General features: G+C 63.5%; 16 protein-coding genes. All 16 read left to right on the top strand.

Features of this window, described 5'->3' with window-relative positions:
* Nucleotides 1-47: 47 nt before the first annotated feature.
* Nucleotides 48-464 carry a DUF5990 family protein gene (locus FGL95_RS26765; RefSeq protein WP_169593102.1) on the top strand — a complete coding sequence of 139 codons (417 nt, stop codon included), beginning with the start codon at nt 48-50 and terminating at the stop codon, nt 462-464.
* A gap of 31 nt (nt 465-495) precedes the next feature.
* The gene (locus FGL95_RS26760) at nt 496-1,713 is read left to right on the top strand and encodes a cytochrome P450 (protein WP_169593101.1); all 1,218 of its coding nucleotides are present in this window, start codon (nt 496-498) and stop codon (nt 1,711-1,713) included.
* Entirely contained in the window at nt 1,710-2,285 is a 576-nt protein-coding gene (locus FGL95_RS26755; RefSeq protein ID WP_169593099.1) for a TetR/AcrR family transcriptional regulator, read from the top strand. Before FGL95_RS26760 ends, FGL95_RS26755 begins: the two co-directional genes overlap by 4 nt.
* 55 nt (nt 2,286-2,340) lie before the next feature.
* On the top strand, nt 2,341-3,096 hold the full coding sequence (locus tag FGL95_RS26750) for a MerR family transcriptional regulator (RefSeq protein WP_169593098.1): 756 nt from the start codon (nt 2,341-2,343) through the stop codon (nt 3,094-3,096).
* Nucleotides 3,097-3,293: 197 nt separating this feature from the next.
* Complete coding sequence (glf, locus tag FGL95_RS26745) at nt 3,294-4,499, top strand: UDP-galactopyranose mutase (protein ID WP_169593096.1); 1,206 nt, start codon at nt 3,294-3,296, stop codon at nt 4,497-4,499.
* Nucleotides 4,496-6,403, top strand: coding sequence for a glycosyltransferase (locus tag FGL95_RS26740; protein WP_338080038.1), 1,908 nt, complete (start codon nt 4,496-4,498; stop codon nt 6,401-6,403). The genes glf and FGL95_RS26740 overlap by 4 nt, the downstream gene beginning before the upstream one ends.
* On the top strand, nt 6,387-6,935 hold the full coding sequence (locus FGL95_RS26735) for a phosphatase PAP2 family protein (protein WP_338080037.1): 549 nt from the start codon (nt 6,387-6,389) through the stop codon (nt 6,933-6,935). Before FGL95_RS26740 ends, FGL95_RS26735 begins: the two co-directional genes overlap by 17 nt.
* A complete protein-coding gene (locus FGL95_RS26730; protein WP_169593094.1) occupies nt 6,932-7,855 on the top strand; it encodes a decaprenyl-phosphate phosphoribosyltransferase in 924 nt (307 codons plus the stop codon). Before FGL95_RS26735 ends, FGL95_RS26730 begins: the two co-directional genes overlap by 4 nt.
* Nucleotides 7,836-9,776, top strand: a complete 1,941-nt coding sequence (locus FGL95_RS26725; RefSeq protein ID WP_420838092.1) for an arabinofuranosyltransferase AftB family protein — start codon at nt 7,836-7,838, stop codon at nt 9,774-9,776. Before FGL95_RS26730 ends, FGL95_RS26725 begins: the two co-directional genes overlap by 20 nt.
* Nucleotides 9,777-10,010: 234 nt before the next feature.
* Entirely contained in the window at nt 10,011-11,060 is a 1,050-nt protein-coding gene (locus FGL95_RS26720) for an alpha/beta hydrolase (RefSeq protein ID WP_206072328.1), read from the top strand.
* Nucleotides 11,061-11,276: 216 nt separating this feature from the next.
* Nucleotides 11,277-13,154: an alpha/beta hydrolase-fold protein gene (locus FGL95_RS26715; RefSeq protein ID WP_169593092.1), complete on the top strand. Its 1,878-nt coding sequence runs from the start codon at nt 11,277-11,279 to the stop codon at nt 13,152-13,154.
* A 34-nt stretch (nt 13,155-13,188) separates the two neighbouring features.
* On the top strand, nt 13,189-16,251 hold the full coding sequence (locus tag FGL95_RS26710; protein ID WP_169593091.1) for a hypothetical protein: 3,063 nt from the start codon (nt 13,189-13,191) through the stop codon (nt 16,249-16,251).
* A gap of 66 nt (nt 16,252-16,317) precedes the next feature.
* Complete coding sequence (locus FGL95_RS26705; RefSeq protein WP_169593089.1) at nt 16,318-16,830, top strand: DUF732 domain-containing protein; 513 nt, start codon at nt 16,318-16,320, stop codon at nt 16,828-16,830.
* A gap of 7 nt (nt 16,831-16,837) precedes the next feature.
* The gene (locus tag FGL95_RS26700; protein ID WP_169593087.1) at nt 16,838-17,803 is read left to right on the top strand and encodes a cutinase family protein; all 966 of its coding nucleotides are present in this window, start codon (nt 16,838-16,840) and stop codon (nt 17,801-17,803) included.
* Nucleotides 17,804-17,911: 108 nt separating this feature from the next.
* Nucleotides 17,912-18,898, top strand: a complete 987-nt coding sequence (locus tag FGL95_RS26695) for an LLM class F420-dependent oxidoreductase (RefSeq protein WP_169593086.1) — start codon at nt 17,912-17,914, stop codon at nt 18,896-18,898.
* A 206-nt stretch (nt 18,899-19,104) separates the two neighbouring features.
* Nucleotides 19,105-21,015, top strand: coding sequence for a long-chain-fatty-acid--AMP ligase FadD32 (gene fadD32 / locus FGL95_RS26690; RefSeq protein ID WP_206072327.1), 1,911 nt, complete (start codon nt 19,105-19,107; stop codon nt 21,013-21,015).
* Nucleotides 21,016-21,112 lie beyond the last annotated feature (97 nt).

The raw sequence follows: 21,112 nt of genomic DNA, 5'->3' as shown, positions 1-21,112 counted from the left end.
GCGCTGACTCCGGGTCAAGATAAAGGCTAAAGGTTAGGTAGACCGTTATGAGGATTCGAATTGTCGGAACTGAATTACCTGGCTGTAAGCACGATGAATATTCGAACGTCCACCTCGGTTTGCAGGTGCGCAATGAGGTAGTTGATCGGGTCCGGGCCGATGTCGAGCGCGCAGTATTCGAGTTGGATGTGAATCTGGTCGAAACCCCCGATGGAATCGACTTCCGCGGACCCAGCGTCCACGGCAGACGTGGCGAACGATTCTTGTATCTGAGCTGGGGAAACGTCGAAGCCGACGGCACCTGGCAGATGTTCCGGCGAGCAAAACTGCAACTCGGCGCGATCGACGCCGAGTTGTTCAGCGCGCCGGTCGTCGTGGGGGCGCTCGCGCTGACCGACGAGTGTGGCGCGCCGCGCTGCGCGTCGGTTCGACCGCCGCGGATCGAATGGTCCCGCGAGGGTTGACAAATTGTGGGATATGTCTCATGTTTGAAACATGTCGGTCAAGTCGTCCAGCGCGGTCTCCTTCGAACCGAGATCAGGTGAGTCGTGGCGCGATCCCTGGCCGATGTATGCGCAGTTGCGCGACCTCGACCCGGTCCATCACGTGCCAGACGGCGACGACGACTACTACGTACTCTCGCGGCACGCGGACGTGCTCGCCGCCGCCAACGATGCGACGACCTTCTCGTCCGCGCAGGGTCTGACCACGACCTACGGCGAACTCGAGAAGATCGGGCTGACGGACAATCCACCGCTGGTGATGCTGGATCCGCCCGACCACACCGCTTTCCGCAGGCTCGTGTCCAAAGGATTCACACCTCGCCAGGTGGTCGCCGTCGAGCCGGCGGTCCGAGCGTTCGTGGTGGAGCGCCTCGACCGGCTGTGCGAGGCGGGCGAAGGCGACATCGTGGTCGAACTGTTCAAACCGCTGCCGAGCATGGTGGTTGCGCACTATCTCGGTGTCGACGAGGCGGACCGCGCGCAGTTCGATGGATGGACCGACGCGATCGTCGCCGCCAACATCGAGGGCGATCCGCTGCAGGCCGCGACCGCTGTAGCCGAGTTGATGGCGTACTTCCATGCGTTGATCGCTCGTCGACGGACCGATCCGGCCGACGACGTCGTCTCGCATCTGGTCGCGGCAGGAATGGCGGCCGACGATTCCGACATCGCGGGGTTGATCTCGATCCTTGGCTTTACGTTCACCATGGTCGCCGGTGGTAACGACACAACCACCGGAATGCTCGGCGGGGCAGTGCAATTGCTGACCAGGCACCGTGATCAGCGCGAGCAGTTGATCGCCGAGCCGAGCTTGATTCCGGATGCCATCGATGAATTGCTGCGCCTTACTTCCCCTGTGCAGGGTCTGGCGCGCACGACGACGCGTGACGTAGTGATCGACGGCGCGACCATTCCTCGGGGTCGGAAGGTCCTGCTGCTCTACGGTTCGGCGAATCGCGATCCGCGAGAATTCGGCCCGGACGCAGACGATTTGGACGTTCGCAGGCGCCCGACGAAGATCCTCACCTTCGGTCACGGTGCTCACTTCTGCCTCGGCGCCGCGGCCGCTCGACTGCAGGCACGCGTCGCATTGGAAGAACTGTTGGCCCGCTGTCCCGACTTCTCCGTCGACTTCGACGGCGTCGAATATGCCGGCGGAAATTACGTTCGCCGGCCGACGAAAGTTCCGTTCGTCGCGGGGCGTGCATGAGCCGTGACTGGCTCGCCGACGGCCGTTCGAGCATGGCCGCCGACCGAATACTCGACGCTGCTGCACGTGAGTTCGTCGAGAAAGGTGTTCCCGCGACCGGGATGGGCGACATTGCACGGGCCGCGGGTTGTTCACGGGCCACGCTGTACCGCTACTTCGAGAACCGCCGAGCGCTTCATGTCGCGTTCATCCATCGAGCCGCGCGACAGATCGGACGGCGCATAGCCGAGACCACCCGGCAGGGTGCAGAACCCGGCGACCGCGTCGTCGAGGCGATGTTGACCGCCTTACGCGAGGTCCGGGCCGATCCAACGTTGGTCGCGTGGTTTCGAGCAGGTGAGGCCGGCATAGCGATCGAGATTGCGCATTCGTCCGAGGTCATCGGCGTGCTCGGTGCCGCAATAGTCGGCGACGCAGGTGCCGACGAAACTCAGGCTCGGCGGCTGGGAGCCTGGCTGGTTCGCGTGACCGTCTCCTTGCTCGCCGTGCCTGGCCGCGATGAAGACGACGAGCGGGCGATGCTGGAGCAGTTCGTCGTACCGCTACTGAAATCCTTCTCGGTAACGCATTGACATTGACGTAGCGTCAACTTGCAGACTTGTCCTATCGACGAGATCGAGGGAAGGAATGCAAGTGGAGTGGTCCATTCAGGACCTCGCGAAGGCGGCCGGAACGACAAGCCGAACCCTGCGCCACTATGGGCAGATCGGTGTGCTGCCGCCGTCGCGGATCGGTAGCAACGGCTACCGGTACTACGACCAGGAGTCCCTCGTGCGGTTGCAACGGATCTTGTTGCTGCGAGAGCTCGGCCTCGGCCTTCCGGCTATTGCCGAAGTATTGAGCGGACAACAGGGAACGGCAACCGCATTGCGGATCCATTTGGAACTGCTCGAACAGGAGCAGGACCGGATCAGCAGGCAGATAGCGTCGGTGAAAACGACACTGCGAAAAACGGAAGGAGGTGAACAACTCATGGCAAGCGAAGTTTTCGACGGCTTCGATCACACCCAGTACAAGGACGAGGTGATCGAGCGATGGGGCAAGGATGCCTACGAGAGCGGCGACCGCTGGTGGCGTTCGATGTCGGACGCCGATCGCCAGAGCTTTGCGCAACGGCAGCTCGACATCGCAGCCGACTACGGCAAGGCGCACAACGCAGGCCTTGCCGTTGACAGCCCGGAAGTCTTGGCGATCACCCAGCGTCATTACGACTGGATCGGAGTGAGCTGGCAGGGGCGCAAGCCCGACGCGGCGTACTTCGAGGGTCTCGGCGAGATGTACGTCGCCGACCCGCGGTTCGGCCAGAACTATGACGTCCACGGTGCGGGAACGGCCGAGTTCGTCCGCGACGCGATGAAGGCATATGCCCGAACGCAGCTCTAAGTGGCCGTGAGTCTTTGGTGGGCGCCCACCAAAGACTCACGACCTTTCGCGGTGTCGCCCCCGACTCGAGTTGACAGCGCACCACATATTGGACAAGCGACCGGGCGGTATCTTGCGGCGACTCGCCGCGTCTGCAAATAACGAAACTGGACTTGGCTGGGTAGCCCGCCGACGTCGGTCGGATACGCTGGTTTCCCGTGACCGCTGCTACGCCCGACGGAAGATACGACCTCATCATCGTCGGCTCCGGATTCTTCGGACTGACCATCGCGGAGCGATCGGCCACCCAACTCGGCAAACGAGTTCTGGTGCTCGATCGACGCCACCACATCGGCGGGAACGCCTACTCCGAGCCCGACCCCGAGACGGGCATCGAGGTGCACAAATACGGAGCGCACCTCTTCCACACCTCGAACAAGCGCGTGTGGGACTACATCAGCGCATTCACCGAGTTCACCGGATACCAGCATCGGGTCTACGCGCTGCACAACGGTCAGTCGTATCAGTTCCCCATGGGACTTGGACTGATCTCCCAATTCTTCGGCAAGTACTACAGCCCTGAAGAGGCCAAGAAGCTGATCGCCGAGCAGGCTGCCGAGTTCGATAGCAAAGACGCGCAGAACTTCGAGGAGAAGGCGATCTCGCTGATCGGCCGCCCGCTCTACGAGGCGTTCGTGCGCGCGTACACGCAGAAGCAGTGGCAGACCGACCCGAAGGAACTGCCCGCGGGCAACATCACCCGGCTCCCGGTGCGCTACACGTTCGACAACCGCTACTTCAACGACACCTACGAGGGTTTGCCCGTGGAGGGCTACACGAAGTGGCTGGAGAACATGGCGGCCGACGAGAAGATCGAGGTCCGGCTCGACACGGACTGGTTCGATGTTCGCGACGAGCTGCTTGCGGCCAACCCTGATGTGCCGGTCGTCTACACCGGACCGCTCGATCGCTACTTCGATTTCAGCGAAGGCGAACTGGGCTGGCGCACGCTCGACTTCGAGACCGAAGTGCTCCCGGTCGGTGATTTCCAAGGCACCCCGGTCATGAACTACAACGACGGTGATGTGCCGTTCACTCGGATTCACGAATTCCGCCACTTCCACCCCGAGCGCGACTACCCCAAAGACAAAACGGTGATCATGCGCGAATACTCGCGCTTCGCCGAGTCGGACGACGAGCCGTACTACCCGATCAACACCACCGAGGACCGGCAGAAGGTCCAGGCCTACCGCGCATTGGCGAAGCAGGAAACCGCCACGGCGAAGGTGCTGTTCGGTGGCAGGCTCGGCACCTATCAATACCTCGATATGCACATGGCGATCGCCAGTGCGCTCTCGATGTACGACAACGTGATCGCTCCTTACTTCACGGCGGGCGTAGCGCTGCACGGAGAAGACGAGTGAGCCCGAAGCACGAGTTGGCGACCGAGGAAACAAGCGTCGTCGTCGAACCGGCAGGAAAGTCGCTGCTGCAACGCATCCTGTTGCCCAGGCCGGGTGAGCCGCTCGACGTGCGGACCCTGTATCTCGAGGAAGCAAAGACGAATGCTCGTCGCGCACACGCGACCTCGCGGACCTCGCTGACCATCGGTACCGAATCCGAAGTTTCGTTCTGTACCTATTTCAATGCGTTTCCGGCGAGCTACTGGCGGCGCTACAGCGTCCTGCAATCGGTGGTACTGCGGCTGGAGCTCACCGGCCACGGGCGGGTCGACGTCTACCGGTCGAAGGCCGACTCGTCGCGAATTCACGTGCAAGGCAGTGAGTTTCGGGACGAGGGCGTCGAGGTCGAGGTTCCGCTCGCGCCATTCGAAGACGGCGGCTGGATCTGGTTCGACATCACGACCGACACGGACGTGACCCTGCAGTCGGCAGGATGGTTCGCAACGGTGCCCGCGCCAGGTGAGGGCTCGATCGCGGTCGGCATCCCGACCTTCAACCGGCCGACGGACTGCGTGAAATCGCTGGTCGCCCTGGCATCCGACCCGTTGGTGCTGGCGAAGATCAAAGCCGTCATCATCCCCGATCAGGGCACTCGGAAGACGCGTGACGAGCCAGGTTTCGCAGAAGCAGCCGCGGCACTGGGCGACCGACTCGCGATGCACGACCAGCCCAACCTCGGTGGGTCCGGCGGCTACAGCCGCATCATGTACGAGGCGCTGAAAACCACCGACTGCGAACACATTCTGTTCATGGACGACGACATCGAGATCGAGCCGGACTCGATTCTGCGCGCGCTCGCGATGTCGCGGTTCGCCAAGAAGCCGACGCTCGTCGGCGGGCAGATGCTGAATCTGCAAGAACGCAGCCACCTGCACTCGATGGGCGAAGCGGTCAACGGCGGGATCTTCATGTGGACCTCGGCGCCGAACGTCGAATACGACCACGACTTCTCGAAGTACCCGCTCAGCGACCGGGAGAATTCGAAGCTGCTACACAGGCGCATCGATGTCGACTTCAACGGCTGGTGGATGTGCATGATCCCGCGCTCGGTCGCCGAGGAACTGGGCCAGCCACTGCCGCTGTTCATCAAGTGGGACGACGTCGAGTACGGACTTCGTGCCCGCGCCGCCGGCTACCCGACGGTGACGATGCCGGGAGCCGCGATCTGGCACATGGCCTGGTCCGACAAGGACGACGCCATCGACTGGCAGGCCTACTTCCATCTCCGTAACCGACTGGTCGTGGCGTCGCTGCACCAGCCGGGCAACGGCCGCGGGCTCATCGTGAACAGCATCAAGGCGACGCTCAAACACCTGCTCTGCCTCGAATACTCGACTGTCGCAATCCAGAACCTCGCGATCTCGGACTTCATGGCCGGACCGGACCGCCTGTTCGACCTGCTCCCGTCGGCGCTCGGTACGGTTCACGATCTGCGCAAACAGTTCCCTGACGCGGTCGTGCTGGCCTCGTCCACGGAACTGCCGATGGCGTCCGGTGCCGGAGTCGGTGCAGTCGGCGACCCCGGCAACACGGTCGCGAAGGTCGGTCGGCTGGGCAAGGGGATCGTGCACAACCTCAAACCAGCCGATCCCGCGCATCACGAACGCCCACAGCTCAACGTCCCTACGCTGGACGCGCGGTGGTACTTGTTGTCGCAGGTCGACGGCGTCACGGTCACAACCGCCGACGGCCGCGGAGTGGTGTTCCGCAAGCGCAGCCCGAAGAAGGCGGTCGAGCTGTTCAAGGAAGCGATGCGGTTGCGTCGCGAACTGGCGAAGCGATTCCCCGCGTTGAAAGAGGAGTACAAGGCCGCCCATCCGGAGCTGACGAGTAAGGCGAGGTGGGAACGTGTCTTCGGAATTTGAGTTCGAGTTCGAGGTTCCGCCGGTGGCGGGTGAGGTCGCGATCTTGCAGGCCGTGCAGTCGGGACTGGGTTCCCATCCATCGGTGATTTCGGTTGCGCGTGGCATGTCGCACTTCGGTGAGCATGCGCTCGGGTGGATCGCACTCGCCGCTGTCGGCTATGTCGCCGACCCACCGCGGCGCCGGCAGTGGGCGGGTGCCGCCGTGGGCGCTGTCGGCGCGCATGCCGCGTCTATTGCGATCAAACGTGTTGTGCGACGGCCTCGGCCCGACCATCCGGCGGTTGCGGTCAACGTCTCGACGCCGAGCAAACTCAGCTTTCCTTCTTCTCACGCAACGTCGACCACCGCGGCCGCCGTATTACTCGGTCGGCTGACCGGTCTACCCTTGCCTGCGTTGCTCGTACCGCCGATGTTGCTGTCGCGGATGGTTCTGGGTGTGCACTACCCGAGTGACGTGCTCGCAGGAGCAGCGCTCGGGGCGCTGTCGGCCACGGCGGTAATTGCTGCCGAGAAGAAGTTTGGAGACGCATGAGTGAGGAGCCGACCGGGCACGACCTCGAAGAGGCCGTAGTCAAGGGTCCGCCGAAGACTCTTCTCGGCGGGATCGTGAAGGCCGTTCGTCCCCGGCAATGGGTGAAGAACGTGCTCGTTCTCGCCGCGCCGCTGGCGGCAGGATCGGTCAACGATCTCGAAGTTCTCGCACCCGTCGGTATCGCGTTCGTGGTGTTCTGCATGGCTGCGTCGGGCATCTATCTCGTCAACGATGCACTCGACGTCGAGGCGGATCGCGCGCATCCGACGAAACGCTTCCGTCCCATCGCGGCGGGTGTATTGCCCGTCAATCTCGCGTTCGCGATGGCCGTGGTTCTGCTCGTCGGCGCAATCGGGCTGTCGTTCGTGGCGAACTGGCATTTGGCGGTCGTGATCGCCGTCTACATCGTCATCCAGCTCGGTTACTGCTTCGGACTGAAGCATGAGCCTGTCATCGACGTGTGCATCGTGTCGTCCGGCTTCTTGCTGAGGGCCATCGCCGGCGGCGCGGCAGCCGATATCAAGCTGTCGCAGTGGTTCTTGTTGGTCATGGCGTTCGGATCGCTGTTCATGGCGGCCGGCAAGCGCTACGCCGAGTTGCAGCTGGTGATCGGCACCGGCGCGAAAATCCGCAAATCGCTCGAGTACTACACACCGACCTACCTGCGGTTCGTCTGGACCTTGTCCGCAACCGCGGTGGTGATTTGCTACGGGCTGTGGGCGTTCGAGCAAGGCGAGCGAAACGACAGTGTCTGGTACGCGATTTCGATGGTTCCGTTTACGATCGCAGTCCTGCGCTACGCGGTCGACGTCGATGGTGGCGAGGCCGGAGAGCCCGAGGAAATTGCGCTCGGCGATCGGGTGCTGCAACTCCTCGCGATTGCCTTGATCGGAGTCGTTGGTGTCGCTATCTACGTCTGACGAGTTGTCCGACGTCGTCTCGGACGATCCCCCTGCGCTACGAGCGCGGGGTACCCGCGGGCGTGGTGTGCTGCGGCTGGTCTATCCGGCGGGCATCGTCATCACCGCACTCCTGTTTCTCGACGGTGGTTGGGAACGGCGCTGGATCGCCGACGACGGACTGATCGTGCTGCGCACCGTCCGCAACCTCCTCGCAGGCAACGGACCGGTGTTCAACCAGGGTGAACGAGTCGAGACCAATACCTCTGCCGCCTGGACCTACATCGTCTATGCCTTCAGCTGGCTGACCGACGGACGGCTCGAATACGTCGTTCTGACGCTGTCGTTGACCCTGTCGGTCGCTGCGATCGTGCTCGCGATGCTGGGCGCCGGGCGCCTGTATCGCGGCCGCACCGCCACGTTGCTGGTGCCGGCGGGTGCCTTGGTCTATATCGCGGTCCCGCCTGCTCGGGATTACGCGTCGTCGGGGCTCGAGAGCTGCCTGGTCATCTTCTGGCTCGCGCTCGTGTGGCTGCTCTTGATGCGGTGGGCGACTCCGACCGTCTCACGTCGGTCCGGCAGCTCGCCCGTGGCAGGCACGCTGACCGTCGCGTTCTTCGCCGGCCTCGGACCGCTCGTGCGGCCTGAACTCGTCTTGGTCTCCGTTCTGATTCTCGGAATGGTGTTTTTCTCGCCGCAGCCGCGCTGGTGGGTCCGCCCGGCGATGGTGGCAATCGCAGGCACAGTGCCCGTCGGCTATCAAATCTGGCGGATGGGCTACTACGCGCTCCCGTACCCGAATACGGCGGTCGCGAAGGAAGCCAGCGGGTCGAAGTGGTCGCAGGGCTTCTCTTATCTGGGGAACTTGGTCGAGCCCTATTACTTGTGGCTGCCGTTGGCGATCCTGCTTGTTGCCGGTGGTGCCCTTGTGTGGACGGCCCGCCGTCGCGGTCCGGCGACGGCCGATGCTTCGCTCTCAGCGGTCAAACGCTGGCAGGCCCGCCTTCGGTCGCCTGGGGCGGTCGTGTCGGTCGTGCTGCTCAGTGGCGTCTTGCTCTGTGGCTATTCGTTGCGAGTCGGTGGCGACTTCATGCATGGCCGCATGCTGCTGCCGACGCTGTTCTGCCTGATCCTGCCTGTCGCTGTGCTCCCGATTCCGGCGTCGCTGCCGCGGCTACGCGGAGTAGGGGAGCGTACGGGTGCGGTCGGTGCGGTCACGGCGGTCGCCTGGGTTGCGATTCTCGTCTGGTCCGTCGTTGTTGCCGGGTGGACCGGCTCGGCTGCGGGCACGACGATCGGAAAGACGGGCATCGTCGACGAGCGTGCGTACTACGTCCTCAACACGGGCCACGAGCATCCGATCCTGGCCGAGGACTATCTGGATTACGCGCGGATGCGGCCAATGCTCCAGGCGATCAAAGACAGCCCCAACGGTGGCCTGCTGATCAATACACCGTCGTTCATGTACTGGGATATCGTGCCGCCGCCCGAGCCGATCCCCGAAGGTGGCGCAGGTCACACTGTGTATTTTCTCAACCTCGGAATGACGAGCATGAACGTTCCGCTCGATGTCCGAGTCATAGATCAGGAGGGGCTCGCGTATCCGCTCGCGGCTCATTCGGATCGCATCGAGAACGGGCGAATCGGTCATGACAAGAACCTGTTTGCCGACTGGGTGATCGCGGATCTCGGTCTGGTGGGCACTCATCCCTGGTTGCCGTGGTATCTGGACGAGGATTGGGTGGCAGATGCGCAGGTCGCGATCACTTGTCCCGAGACGAAGGACCTGCTCACCTCCTACCGTTCGGAGCTGACTTTCGACCGATGGAAGCAGAATTTCAAGCACGCCCTGAAGTTCGCCGACTATCGAATCGACCGAGTGCCCAAGTACGAGATTCAGCGATGCCATCTGATTCCGCCTCCGCACGCGGATGGGAAATGATTTGTCGGTATTGCTGGGCGATCGCTGCCGTGTTGTCTCTGGGGTATGGCGGTTCGGTCACTTTCGAACTACTTTGAGTCTCGGTTCCGTAACGGAGGGTCTGTAAAGGTCGAAGTAGCCAGAAGATATGGCTGTCCAGTCACATCAGTCACTCTGGCACCAAGAAATTTCAAGCGAACCTGCGCGTGGAAGAATGCGGTCCAACCTGGACCGTGAAACGAAAGGCGATAGTCGATGCGAGCGCTCGCACAACTGAGCACCAAACCCGGCGGGGGCCGGACAATGCGATCGTGGGCTAAGCGGCTCTCTACCGCTGTGGCCCTGTCCCTCCTCCTGCCGCTGTGCGTCGCGCTTTCGAGCAACGCGCCGACCGCGGAAGCCGCGTTCAACCCGACTGGGATCGACGTCTGGGCTCGCGATGCGAATGGGTTCAACCTCAAGTCGCGTGTTTTCCGGGCGCGTGACGGAAACACCAGCCGGGTGGTTTACGCCCTCGATGGTCTGCGTGCGCGCAACGACCTCAACGGCTGGGAGATCGACACCAACGTCGCCGAGGCTCTGGTCAACGCCAACATCAACGTGGTCATGCCGGTCGGCGGCGAGAACAGCTTCTACTCCGACTGGATCGCGCCGAGCAACGCGTTCGGTTCGTCGGGCTCGAGCAGCGGCTCTTCGCAGACCGCGCCGTACCGCTGGGAAACCTTCATCACGAACCAGTTGCCCGCACAGCTCGCGGCGCAGTTCGGCTTCTCCCGGCACAACAACGGCGTCTTCGGATTGTCCATGGGTGGCAGCGCGGCGCTGATGTTCGCGGCGTACTACCCGCAGCAGTTCTCGTACGCGGGATCGTTCTCGGGCTACCTGAACGTCTCGGCGCCTGGCATGAAGGAAGCCATGCGGTTGGCGATGCTGAGCCAGAACGGCTACAACATCGACGCCATGTGGGGACCGCCGTGGGATCCGCGTTGGCTGCGGAACGACCCGTTCGTGTTCGCACCGCGTCTGCGCGACAACGGCACGCGTCTGTACATCGCGTCGGGTAGCGGTATCCCCGGCGTCCACGATCAGCCGCGCTCGCTGATCGACGTGTACAACACGGCCAACGGCATGGGGCTGGAAGCAATCTCGTTGATCAACACCAAGGCGTTCCAACTGCGCTTGGCGACCCTCGGCTACGGCAATGTCGTTTACGACTTCCCGCCGGTCGGCACGCACAGCTGGCCGTGGTGGGCGGACAACGTGTACCGGATGATCCCGGACATGAGCAACTACATCAACGGCTGACAACTCGCACTAGGCATCGAGCCGCCCCGCATTCCCTTCACGGGACTGCGGGGCGGTTTCGTTTGTGCTGCACATGATGTACCAATTGCACCATCTGTCACACAGAAAACTCTGGCACCCGCGCGTCGTCCCTGGAAACGCCGTGAGCTGCGTGTAGAAACAGACGCATAAGGGCGCCCGGATGCGCCCTTGCGACTGAAAGTGAGGCGAACCTCGATGCGACGCGCAGTTGGACTCCGTGACATATTCCCGTCGCTCCGCTCGCCCCGCCCCCGAAAATTCGGGTTCGGCGCAGCTCTACTCGTGCTGCCCCTTGCGGTCGGCCTGACACCGGAGGTCTCGGTGGCCCCGGCGAACGCGACGCCGGCGTTTCATCAGGAGACCCCAGGCGGAGCGACAGTACAAAGCGTCACCTGGCTCAACGACCGTCGCGTCGCGTTGTTCATCAACTCACCGTCGATGGCAGCGCCGGTGCAGGTGCAGCTGCTTTTGGCGCGCGATTGGAATGCGCATCCGGAAGCCAGGTTCCCGTCGTTGCTGATGCTGGACGGCTTGCGCGCGCAAACCACCGAGAACGGCTGGACGCTCGACGCAAAAGCGGAGCCGTTCTTTGCCGACAAGAACGTGAACGTCGTGCTCCCCGTCGGTGGCCAGTCCAGCTTCTACTCCGACTGGCTGCAATCCGACAAGGGCGTCAACTATCAATGGGAGACGTTCCTGACCAAGGAACTCCCGCCGTTGCTGGAGAGCCAGTGGCGCACCACCAACGTCCGCGGCGTCGAAGGACTGTCGATGGGCGGCACGTCGGCGATGTTCCTCGCAGCGCGCAATCCGGGATTCGTGAAGTACGCGGCGTCGTACTCCGGCTTCCTCACGACGACGTCGCTCGGCATGCCACAGGCAATCCAGTACGCAATGAACGACGCGGGCGGCTTCAACTCGGGTGCCATGTGGGGACCGCCGTCCAATCCCGCATGGGCAGAACACGATCCGTACCAGATCGCCGACAAACTGAAGGGCGTCAGCCTCTACGTTTCCAGCGGTAGCGGATCGACCGGACCGTTCGACCAGGCCTCGGGCATCCCCGGCGTGAGCACCAACTTCGCAGGTATGGGCCTCGAGATCCTCGCACGACTTACCTCGCAGAACTTCGCGACGCGGCTGAACAAGCTCGGCATTCCCGCGCAGGTGAACTACCGCCCGTCCGGCACGCACTCGTGGCCGTACTGGGACTTCGAGATGCGGCAGTCGTGGCCGCAGGCAGCGACCGCGTTGGGTGTGGAAGTGGACAAGCCCGCGTGTGCGCCGGCAGGTGCGATCGCCGACGTGGTTGCAGCGAACAACTGGGTAGGTGACTGCCTGACCGGCGAATACAACGTGGCAGGCGGAGTCGCGCAGGACTTCAGGTCCGGCCGAGTGTTCTTCTCGTCCGCAACCGGTCCGCAGGTCGTCTCCGGCCGAATCGGCGGCGCCTACCAGCTCAGCGGCGCTGCGAACGGTCCGCTCGGACTGCCGGTCGGCGCAGAGTTGCCCGCGCCGGATGGTCGTGGGCGATTCCAGAACTTCCAGAACGGACTCATCTACTGGACACCGCAGACCGGTGCCCATGCGGTCCGGGGCGCAATCCTCGACGAGTGGGGCAAGCAGGGCTTCGAGCACGGACCGCTCGGCTACCCGACCGCCGACGAGGTGAAGACGCCGAACAAGGACGGCGTTGTCCAGGGTTTCGAGATCGGCGCCATGTACTTCAGCCCGAAGACCGGCACGAACCGCGTTCAGGGCTTGATTCTCGGCAAGTACGCCTCGATGGGCTACGAAGACAGCTGGCTGGGCTTCCCCAAGACCAGTGAGCGCAATGTGAAGGACTTCGGCAAGTTCAACGAGTTCGAAAACGGCGTCGTCTACTGGAGTCCGCTGTCCGGTGCTTGGGCGATTCGCAACGGCCCGATCTACGACGCGTGGAAGAGCGTTGGCTACGAGAACGGCAGACTCGGCTTCCCGACGGGCGACGAGTTCATCATTCCTGGCGGTATCCAGCAGAACTTCCAGCTCGGCTACATCACCGTGAAGGACAACAAGCCAGAGATTCACTGACCGCGACCGTAGGGCCGCAACGAGTGAGTTCTGAATGTCGACCCCCTCAGCGCAACGGGTAGTCGCTCCGCACCGGCCCGACTGGGCCGCGGTTCGATGGTGGTTCACGGCTCTTGTCGTGGGGCTCTGTGCGGCGATCATGATGGCCGAGATCAATCGGCTCATCGCGACCGTCGTCGACAATGGCGGCGAGCAGGCATGCGTCGATGCGGACCTGCTCGCAGGCAGAAGTAGCGCGTGGGCGGAGTGGCGCTGTTCGAGCTTTCATGCGTCGATCGGGTGGTGGATCGCGCTGCAGGCGCTGCTCGGCCTCGTCGTGGTGGGATCGGTCGTTGCCGGCACCCGCATCTTCCAGCAGCGTGTTGACGCTCCGGGGCTGACGCGGTTTGTGGCCGCGCTGGTCGTGTGCGCCGCTGCTCACGCCGTGGCGTATTTCGTGGCAGCCGGATTCGTCGGTGCGGGTGCCGCCGTTCCCGCACTGGTCACCGGGGTGGTCAACGCTGCTGCGATCGTCACAGCGATTGCGTTCCTCGCACTGGTACTGGCAGTCGGGCGCGACGAACTGTTTCGCGACATCGTCTGGAGTGCGGTCAAGCGGGTAGGTCGCGCGCTGTGGCTGCAACGCCTCGCCGCGATCGTCGTGTTCGGGTTGGCGCTGCTCGCGCTCGTCCCGTCGCAAAACATCTTCGATCAGCTGCCCGACGTGGTCCGCAGCTGGTTCGATCCGGGCGGGGCAGGTCAGGCTGTTGCTGCGATCGTTGTGACGCTGCTGGTCGCGGTCTTCCTTCTTGCGCTAAGCAGGCAGCGAACGGAGGTCGCCTATCGGTTGGACAGGTTGGGCGACTGGGGAATTCCGGAGACCACCGAGGGCGGACCTGTCGACGATCGCACCGAGAATCCGTGGGTCGACGAGCTGCAACGCTACGGCTGGTGGCTCGCCGCTCCTGCTCTTGTCCTTGCTGTTGCGGTTGTGTTGCGGGTCCACCGGGAATGGGGGACCGCGCATAGCGGGACCGTGCTCGCCTTCGTCGCGGTGCCGGTTGCCGTGGTCGGCGCCTCGATCGTCATCCGAGTCGTGTGCAATCGACGCAAGTACTTATTGTGGCGCCCCGACGACCATCCGAAGCGTTATCCGGAACGGCGCGGCGCCAGTACGTGGATCGCGGGCGACCTTCTCGCGCTCGGCCTTCCGATCGTGAGTGCGCTGGGAGTTGTCCGCGCGCTGACCGCTCCGGTCGTCCTCAGGTTCAGTGCCGTGGATCAGCCGTACGATCCGCCGCGATGGACTGCGGTGTGCCTGGTCCTCGCGTTGATCGTCATTGTCGTGCTTCCGTTGTGGGGCACGTCGGTGATCGGGTTCCCCGGCCTGTCGTACGACCCGGCAGGCACCTTCGGTGCGATCGGGCGATTGCTCGACCCGCTCTTCCCTGCCGCCAAGCCGTCACCGTGGGCGAACGTCTTTCCGGTGCTCAGCATTACCGGGATTGCGCTGTCTCTGCTGTGGCCGAAGGCCATCGCCGGCGCGCTCGGCGAGGTCGCCACGGTCGTCGTGGTCCTCGGTATCTGGTCGATGTTGTTGGGGTTCTTGATCGTTCACCTACAGTCACGACAACCGCTCGAAATCTTCCGGTTGCTCCGGATGCGCGCGAATCCGTTTTTGAGCATCACGGCCGTCGCGGCGTTGGCGGTCGGCGCGTTTGCCACTCATCCGTCGCTGCACAGCATCGAGGAGCAGAAAGCCGACCGCGGCGCCGTCGAGGCGCGACCGGATCTGCACGCCAGGTTCGATGCGTGGTTGGCAGCCAACCGGCAGTGCGATCGCCGGGTGCCGAACTCGCAAGTGCAGGTCCGGCCGATGCTGCTTGTCGCAGCGAGTGGCGGTGGGATTCGCGCAGCCGAGTGGACCGCGGGAACGATGACCGTGTTGGCCGATAGCGGGGTGTGTGCGGCAAACTCGACGTTGCTGTCCAGCGGAGTCAGTGGCGGCTCGGTGGGGCTGGCGTTGTCGCGTTCAGTTCGCCCGCAGGAGGGCGGCGACCCGATCAGGTTGTCGCTGCCACTCGGCGAGTCCGATGCGCTCGCAACAGCGTCTGCGGGGTTGATCGTCAACGATTTCGTGGCGGGCGTGACAGGTTTGCGAATACGACCGGTCGGTGCACCCGCCTGGATGGACCGCGCCGGGCTCATCGAGGACGTGTGGGACGCGCAGGCACCGCAATTGGCAGACTCTTTCGATCCGCGCGACATCGAAGGTCCGGCGGGCGCGCTCATCTTCAACGCGACAGCAGGTGGCTCGAAGTGCCGCGTGCTGATCAGTCAACTCACCCTCGCCGCAACGTCCGGCCTTGCCGAGGACTGCAGCGGCAACGACGGTGGACCGGCTGGTTCCATCGACATGCTGGCGGTGTCCAAGAACTGCCCGCTCCCGAAGACCTGGGCGACCGCGGCGCTGATCTCCGCCCGCTTTCCCTATGTCACGCCGACCGCCCGCGTAGGTATAGGTGAGCAGACCGACTGCCGCGAGCGTGACCTCCAATTGGTCGACGGTGGCTACGCCGAAGGTTCCGGTCTCGGCACCATTGCCGACCTTGCACCCGCAATCGCGGCGATCGTCCTGCAGCACAACCAGCAGGTCCTTGCCGGCATCTCGGACGGACCGATCGTCGTCCCTCTGGTCGCCTACCTCGACGACGAACCACGCGTCGAGACACCGCGGACCGCGGTCGACAAACCCGTGTCCGAAGCCCTCGCGCCGCCGTTGATTTTCGGACCCGCGACCGCCCAGCTCGCATCGACAACGAGCTTGACCCAGCGGATAGCCAACGAGTTCCGGCACAGCTGCGTCGCATCGCCAACTGCTGACGACGGCGTTTGCGCGACGGCGACGACGGCAATTCTCGGGATGATGGACGAGACAGCCGACTATGTGGTCACCATCGCGCCGCCGACCAAGCCGAGTGTTCGCGTGCCGCTGGGCTGGGCTTTGTCGGACTACAGCCATCGGACGGCCCGGAATGCGCTGCAATCGAGCGCCGCGTGTGTCGCCCCCAAACGCCCCTTGTGCACTCTCGTCGAATTGCTGCGTCGTAGTGAATGAATCTCATCTCTGTAACCTGGACCCCAACCACCTGAGCCGCCGAGCTCCGACTCCGAGGAACGCCGAATGCGCAGTACCGCACTGAAACGCACGTTCGCCGCCGCTGTGATCGCGACCGCCGCGTGCGGCCTCGTCGCGGGTTGTGGCGACGATTCGACGGCGACGAGTACGCCGACCGCGCAGCTCACCACAACGAAACCGCCGCAGACGTCGTCGAGCAACGATGGCGATGCTTCGTCCTCGGCGGTCACCAGTCCGAGTACAGCCGCGACCGCACCTCCGGAGAAGCCGCAGCCTGTTCCGAGTGGCTTCCCCGGGCCGACCGGCACAGCAGCACCGACCGCAGCCGATCAGGCGTTCCTCGCCGCGCTGGAGAAGAGCGGCATCACACCCACACCGGAGAACGCGCGATCGATCGGCGGCTACATCTGCAACGCGATCAAGCAGGGCAGCTCACCGGAAGAGATCACGACCTTTGTGACGGCATTCGTCGGCACCAATCCGGAATCGACGAAGCTCGAACCGGGCGATGCCGCGAAGGTGTACATCGAAGCCGCCAAGACGACGTACTGCAAGTAAGGCGATGATGACCAGCCGAGGTACCAGGAAACGCTCCAGAGGCAAGTTGCTCATTGTGCTGCTCGCCCTGGTCCTCGCTGCACTGTTGGCTTTGCTGCTCTGGTACCAACTCGCAGGGCGGCTGAAGCTGCCCGGTCCGGGCCCGACCGAGCCCGCGCGACCGAAATCACAATCGGCTGCCTGCCCCGACGTTCAGGTGGTTGCCGTTCCGGGAACGTGGGAGTCGAATACCAACGACGATCTGCACAACCCGACGGCGAATCCGAACGCGTTGATGTTGAACGTGACGCGGCCGTTGCAAGCGCAATTCCCGACCGAGCGGCTCGACGTCGTGACGGTGCCGTACGTGGCGCAGTTCTCGAATCCGATCGCGTTTCCGCCGGACGGGCAGCAGTCCTACAACAACAGCCGCAGCGAAGGAACGCAGAAGGCGACCGACATATTGGTCGGCATGCACACCAACTGCCCGCTGACGAGCTTCATCCTGACGGGCTTCTCGCAGGGCGCTGTGATCGCCGGTGACCTCGCGTCGCAGATCGGCGCTGGAAAGGGCCCGGTACCTGCAGATTTGGTGTTGGGCGTGACACTGATCGCCGACGGTCGTCGCGATACGGGACAAGGAATTCCGATCGGTCCGGACCCGTCGGGCGTGGGCGCCGAAGTCGCTCTCCGGGGGCTGGAGGTGCCGGGCATCAAGATGACCGGTCCGCGGCCGGGTGGATTCGGGACGCTGGCCGACCACGTGTATTCGATCTGCACGCCGGGCGATCTGATCTGTGCGGCACCGGCTGCTGCGCTGAATCCGCTCAACATGATTCCGAGCGCGGCAGCGCTTGCGAATGCAGCTGGAAATCCTGTGCACCAGCTCTACAACGGGTTCCAGGTCGACGACTCCGGCACGACCGCGCCGCAGTGGACCGCCAATTGGGCAGCGGGACTCGTCGAATCCGCACCGCATCCCGCGCATACGTGACCGGCAAATAGGTCCGCGTCGGTGCAGCCGCTAGAGTTGCGGACTGGCTGCGCGGCCGAGAGGCTCGCGCCACCATGACCAATAGCTGTTCTCCAGGAGGCGTGAAGAATGACTTCGGACGTGCCGCTCCGTAAGTTCCGTTTCGCGGCCGGCGGCGAAGGTAACCGTGAAGAGGGCGGCGCTCGCAAGTTCATCAAGCTGGCGCAGACGGCCGAAGAATACGGCTTCGACAGCTTCATGATCCCGGACCACCTGGGCGAGCAGATCGGTCCCATCGCGGCACTCGGTGCCTTGGCTGTCGCCACGGACAAGATCCGCATAGGCACCTCGGTGCTCGCGAACGGCTTCAGGCATCCGGCGGTGTTGGCGAAAGATGCCGCGACGATCGACGTGTTGTCCCGTGGTCGGCTCGAACTCGGCATCGGCGCAGGCTGGATGAAGGACGAATTCGACAAAGCGGGCATTTCCTACGAGCGTCCCGGCGTCCGGATCGAGAAGTTGGACGAGGCGCTGACCATCCTCGACGTGCTGCTGCGCGGTCAGGAATGCAATTTCGAGGGCAAGCACTACCAAATTCGCGGATTGAAAGGCAGCCCCCGCCCGCGGCAGGGGCCACGCCCGCCTATCGGAGTCGGTGGCGGTGGACCCAAAATGCTGGCACTCGCCGCGAAACACGCCGACATCATTTCCGTGGTTCCTGTCACAACCAAAGACGGCAAGGCGTTGCTGTCCGGAATCACGATGGAGAAGACGGCCGAGCGGGTCGATCTGATCCGTAAAGCAGCGGGTGACCGATTCAAGGACATCGAGCTGAACTGGACGATCACGACCATCGTGATCACCGACGATCGCCAGCAGATCGCCGAAATGGCGTTGGCGGCCTTGGACAAAGGCTTCCCGCCGAACATGGAGGTCGACACCAAGCTCAGTGTCGAGGACATCCTCGGTTCGCCGTACATCGCGATCGGGACCTTCGAAGAGATTGCAGAGCAGATCCGTAACGTGCGGAAACAGACGTCGATGTCCTATGTGGGTGTGTTCCCGACTCAGATGGACGCGTTTGCGCCGATCATTCCGCTGTTGCGCGGTGAGTAGAGTTATCGGGTGCTCTGCGGGCTCCGCACCCATGCCAAACATCTGTAACATATTTTTGGTTTCCACACATGTAGCCGATACGGCCAACGCCGCGTTCGATTGCCAATAGATTTGCCGACGAGAGAACACCAGCGGGCGAAGCAAGTCGGGGCGTAAAGGATGTCGAGTAGACATCGATTACGCAGGGACGCTTCGGAGGAGAAGGAATGATCGACGAGACTTTCGATGACTACCTCGATGCGACGGGGAACATTCACATCCCCGAGGGGCGGACACTGATCGATCACGTCGAGAAGCACACCCGCAACGACTCGGACACCCTCGCGTATCGCTATATCGACTACTCACGTGAGCGCGACGGCGTTGCCAACGACCTCACGTGGAAAGAGTTCGGTAATCGCCTACGCGCGGTCGCCGCTCGGCTCCAGCAGGTGACCAAGCCGGGCGACCGTGTTGCCGTATTAGCGCCACAGGGCCTCGAGTACGTCATCTCTTTCTTTGCTGCAATCTATGCAGGCACGATCGCGGTCCCGTTGTTCGATCCGGACGAGCCGGGCCACACCGACCGTCTGCACGCTGTGCTCGGCGACTGTGAACCGACGGCAATCCTCACCTCTACTTCGTCCGCAGCCGGTGTTCGTCAGTTCTTCCGTGCGCTCCCGCATGCACAGCGTCCGCGGATCATCGCTGTCGACGCCATCCCGGACAGTGTCGGTGAGACCTGGGTTCAGCCCGACCTCGTGGTCGATGACATCGCGTATCTGCAATACACGTCCGGTTCGACTCGTGTGCCCGCCGGCGTGGAGATCACACACCGCGCCGTTGGAACGAACATCCTGCAGATGATCAACGCGCTCGGACTGACCGAGGATTCGCGTGGCGTCACCTGGCTGCCCCTGTTCCACGACATGGGTCTGCTCACCGTCATCGTCCCGGCGGTCGGTGGCAAATACATCACGATCATGTCGCCCAGCGCGTTCGTTCGTCGTCCGTATCGCTGGATCAAGGAACTGGCCGCCGTCTCCGACGGTGCAGGTACCTTCGCCGCCGCCCCGAACTTCGCCTACGAGCATGCTGCCGCGCGTGGCTTGCCGAAGGATGGCGAGTCGCTCGACCTCAGCAACGTGATCGGTCTGATCAACGGCAGCGAGCCGGTCACCACGTCGTCGATGAAGAAGTTCAACGAGGCCTTTTCTCCGTACGGCCTGCCGAAGACGGCCATCAAGCCGTGTTACGGAATGGCGGAGGCGACCCTGTTCGTCTCGGCCACCAAACACGAGGACGAGGCAAAGGTCATCTACGTCGACCGCGCCAAGCTCAATGCGGGCCAGATGGTGCGGGTCGACCAGTTCGCTGAAGGTGCGATCCCGCAGGTGTCGTGCGGCTACGTCGGCATCAGCCAGTGGGCGGCCATCGTCGACCCGGATACCGGTGTCGAACAGCCTGACGAGCATGTAGGCGAGATCTGGCTCCATGGCCAGAACATGGGTGTCGGCTACTGGGGTCGTCCCGAGGAGACTGCCGAGACGTTCCACAACAAGATCGACCAGCCGCTCGCCGAAGGCAGCCATACAGCAGGGGCGCCGGAGAGCGCGACCTGGATGCGGACCGGCGACTACGGCGTCTACGTCGACGGTGAGCTCTACATCACCGGCCGCGTCAAGGATCTGGTGATCGTCGACGGTCGTAACCACTACCCGCAGGATCTCGAGTTCTCGGCGCAGGAAGCGAGCAAAGCGCTGCGTCCCGGGTTCATCGCAGCCTTCGCGGTGCCGGCGAACCAACTTCCGTCGGTGGTATTCGGCGAGGGCAGCCATTCGGGTTTGAAGTTCGACCCCGAAGACACCTCCGAGCAGCTTGTGATCGTCGCTGAGCGCGGTCCGGGTGCCGGCAAGGCCGATCCGCAGCCGATTGCCGACACGGTCCGTGCTGCGATCGCCAGCAGGCACGGTGTGACGGTGCGCGACGTGCTGCTCGTACCCGCCGGTTCGATTCCACGAACGTCGAGCGGCAAGATCGCGCGACGCGCATGCAAGACCGCTTATCTGGAAGGAACGCTGCGTGGTGGATACCAGCAGACGGCGTTCCCTGACACAGCCGGAGACGCCGACGAGTGAGGATCGCAGCGAGGCACGAGCGAGGACCGGAGCGAGGAGAAGTCGACAATCCGGCCAACAGCGATGACGGTTCTACGGACGGGTAACTTGGTTAACT

This window comes from Antrihabitans stalactiti (genome assembly GCF_012932915.1).
Lineage (GTDB): Bacteria > Actinomycetota > Actinomycetes > Mycobacteriales > Mycobacteriaceae > Antrihabitans > Antrihabitans stalactiti.
This window is presented reverse-complemented; position numbering and strand designations above follow the sequence as displayed.

Bases quoted from the DNA above. Each gene is read 5' to 3' on its own strand.
- FGL95_RS26730 (WP_169593094.1), top strand. From the start codon at position 6,932: ATGAGTGAGGAGCCGACCGGGCACGACCTCGAAGAGGCCGTAGTCAAG.
- FGL95_RS26750 (WP_169593098.1), top strand. From the start codon at position 2,341: ATGCAAGTGGAGTGGTCCATTCAGGACCTCGCGAAGGCGGCCGGAACG.
- FGL95_RS26700 (WP_169593087.1), top strand. From the start codon at position 16,838: ATGACCAGCCGAGGTACCAGGAAACGCTCCAGAGGCAAGTTGCTCATT.
- FGL95_RS26765 (WP_169593102.1), top strand. From the start codon at position 48: ATGAGGATTCGAATTGTCGGAACTGAATTACCTGGCTGTAAGCACGAT.
- FGL95_RS26695 (WP_169593086.1), top strand. From the start codon at position 17,912: ATGACTTCGGACGTGCCGCTCCGTAAGTTCCGTTTCGCGGCCGGCGGC.
- fadD32 (WP_206072327.1), top strand. From the start codon at position 19,105: ATGATCGACGAGACTTTCGATGACTACCTCGATGCGACGGGGAACATT.
- FGL95_RS26715 (WP_169593092.1), top strand. From the start codon at position 11,277: ATGCGACGCGCAGTTGGACTCCGTGACATATTCCCGTCGCTCCGCTCG.
- FGL95_RS26720 (WP_206072328.1), top strand. From the start codon at position 10,011: ATGCGAGCGCTCGCACAACTGAGCACCAAACCCGGCGGGGGCCGGACA.
- FGL95_RS26760 (WP_169593101.1), top strand. From the start codon at position 496: ATGTCGGTCAAGTCGTCCAGCGCGGTCTCCTTCGAACCGAGATCAGGT.
- FGL95_RS26755 (WP_169593099.1), top strand. From the start codon at position 1,710: ATGAGCCGTGACTGGCTCGCCGACGGCCGTTCGAGCATGGCCGCCGAC.
- FGL95_RS26705 (WP_169593089.1), top strand. From the start codon at position 16,318: ATGCGCAGTACCGCACTGAAACGCACGTTCGCCGCCGCTGTGATCGCG.
- FGL95_RS26710 (WP_169593091.1), top strand. From the start codon at position 13,189: ATGTCGACCCCCTCAGCGCAACGGGTAGTCGCTCCGCACCGGCCCGAC.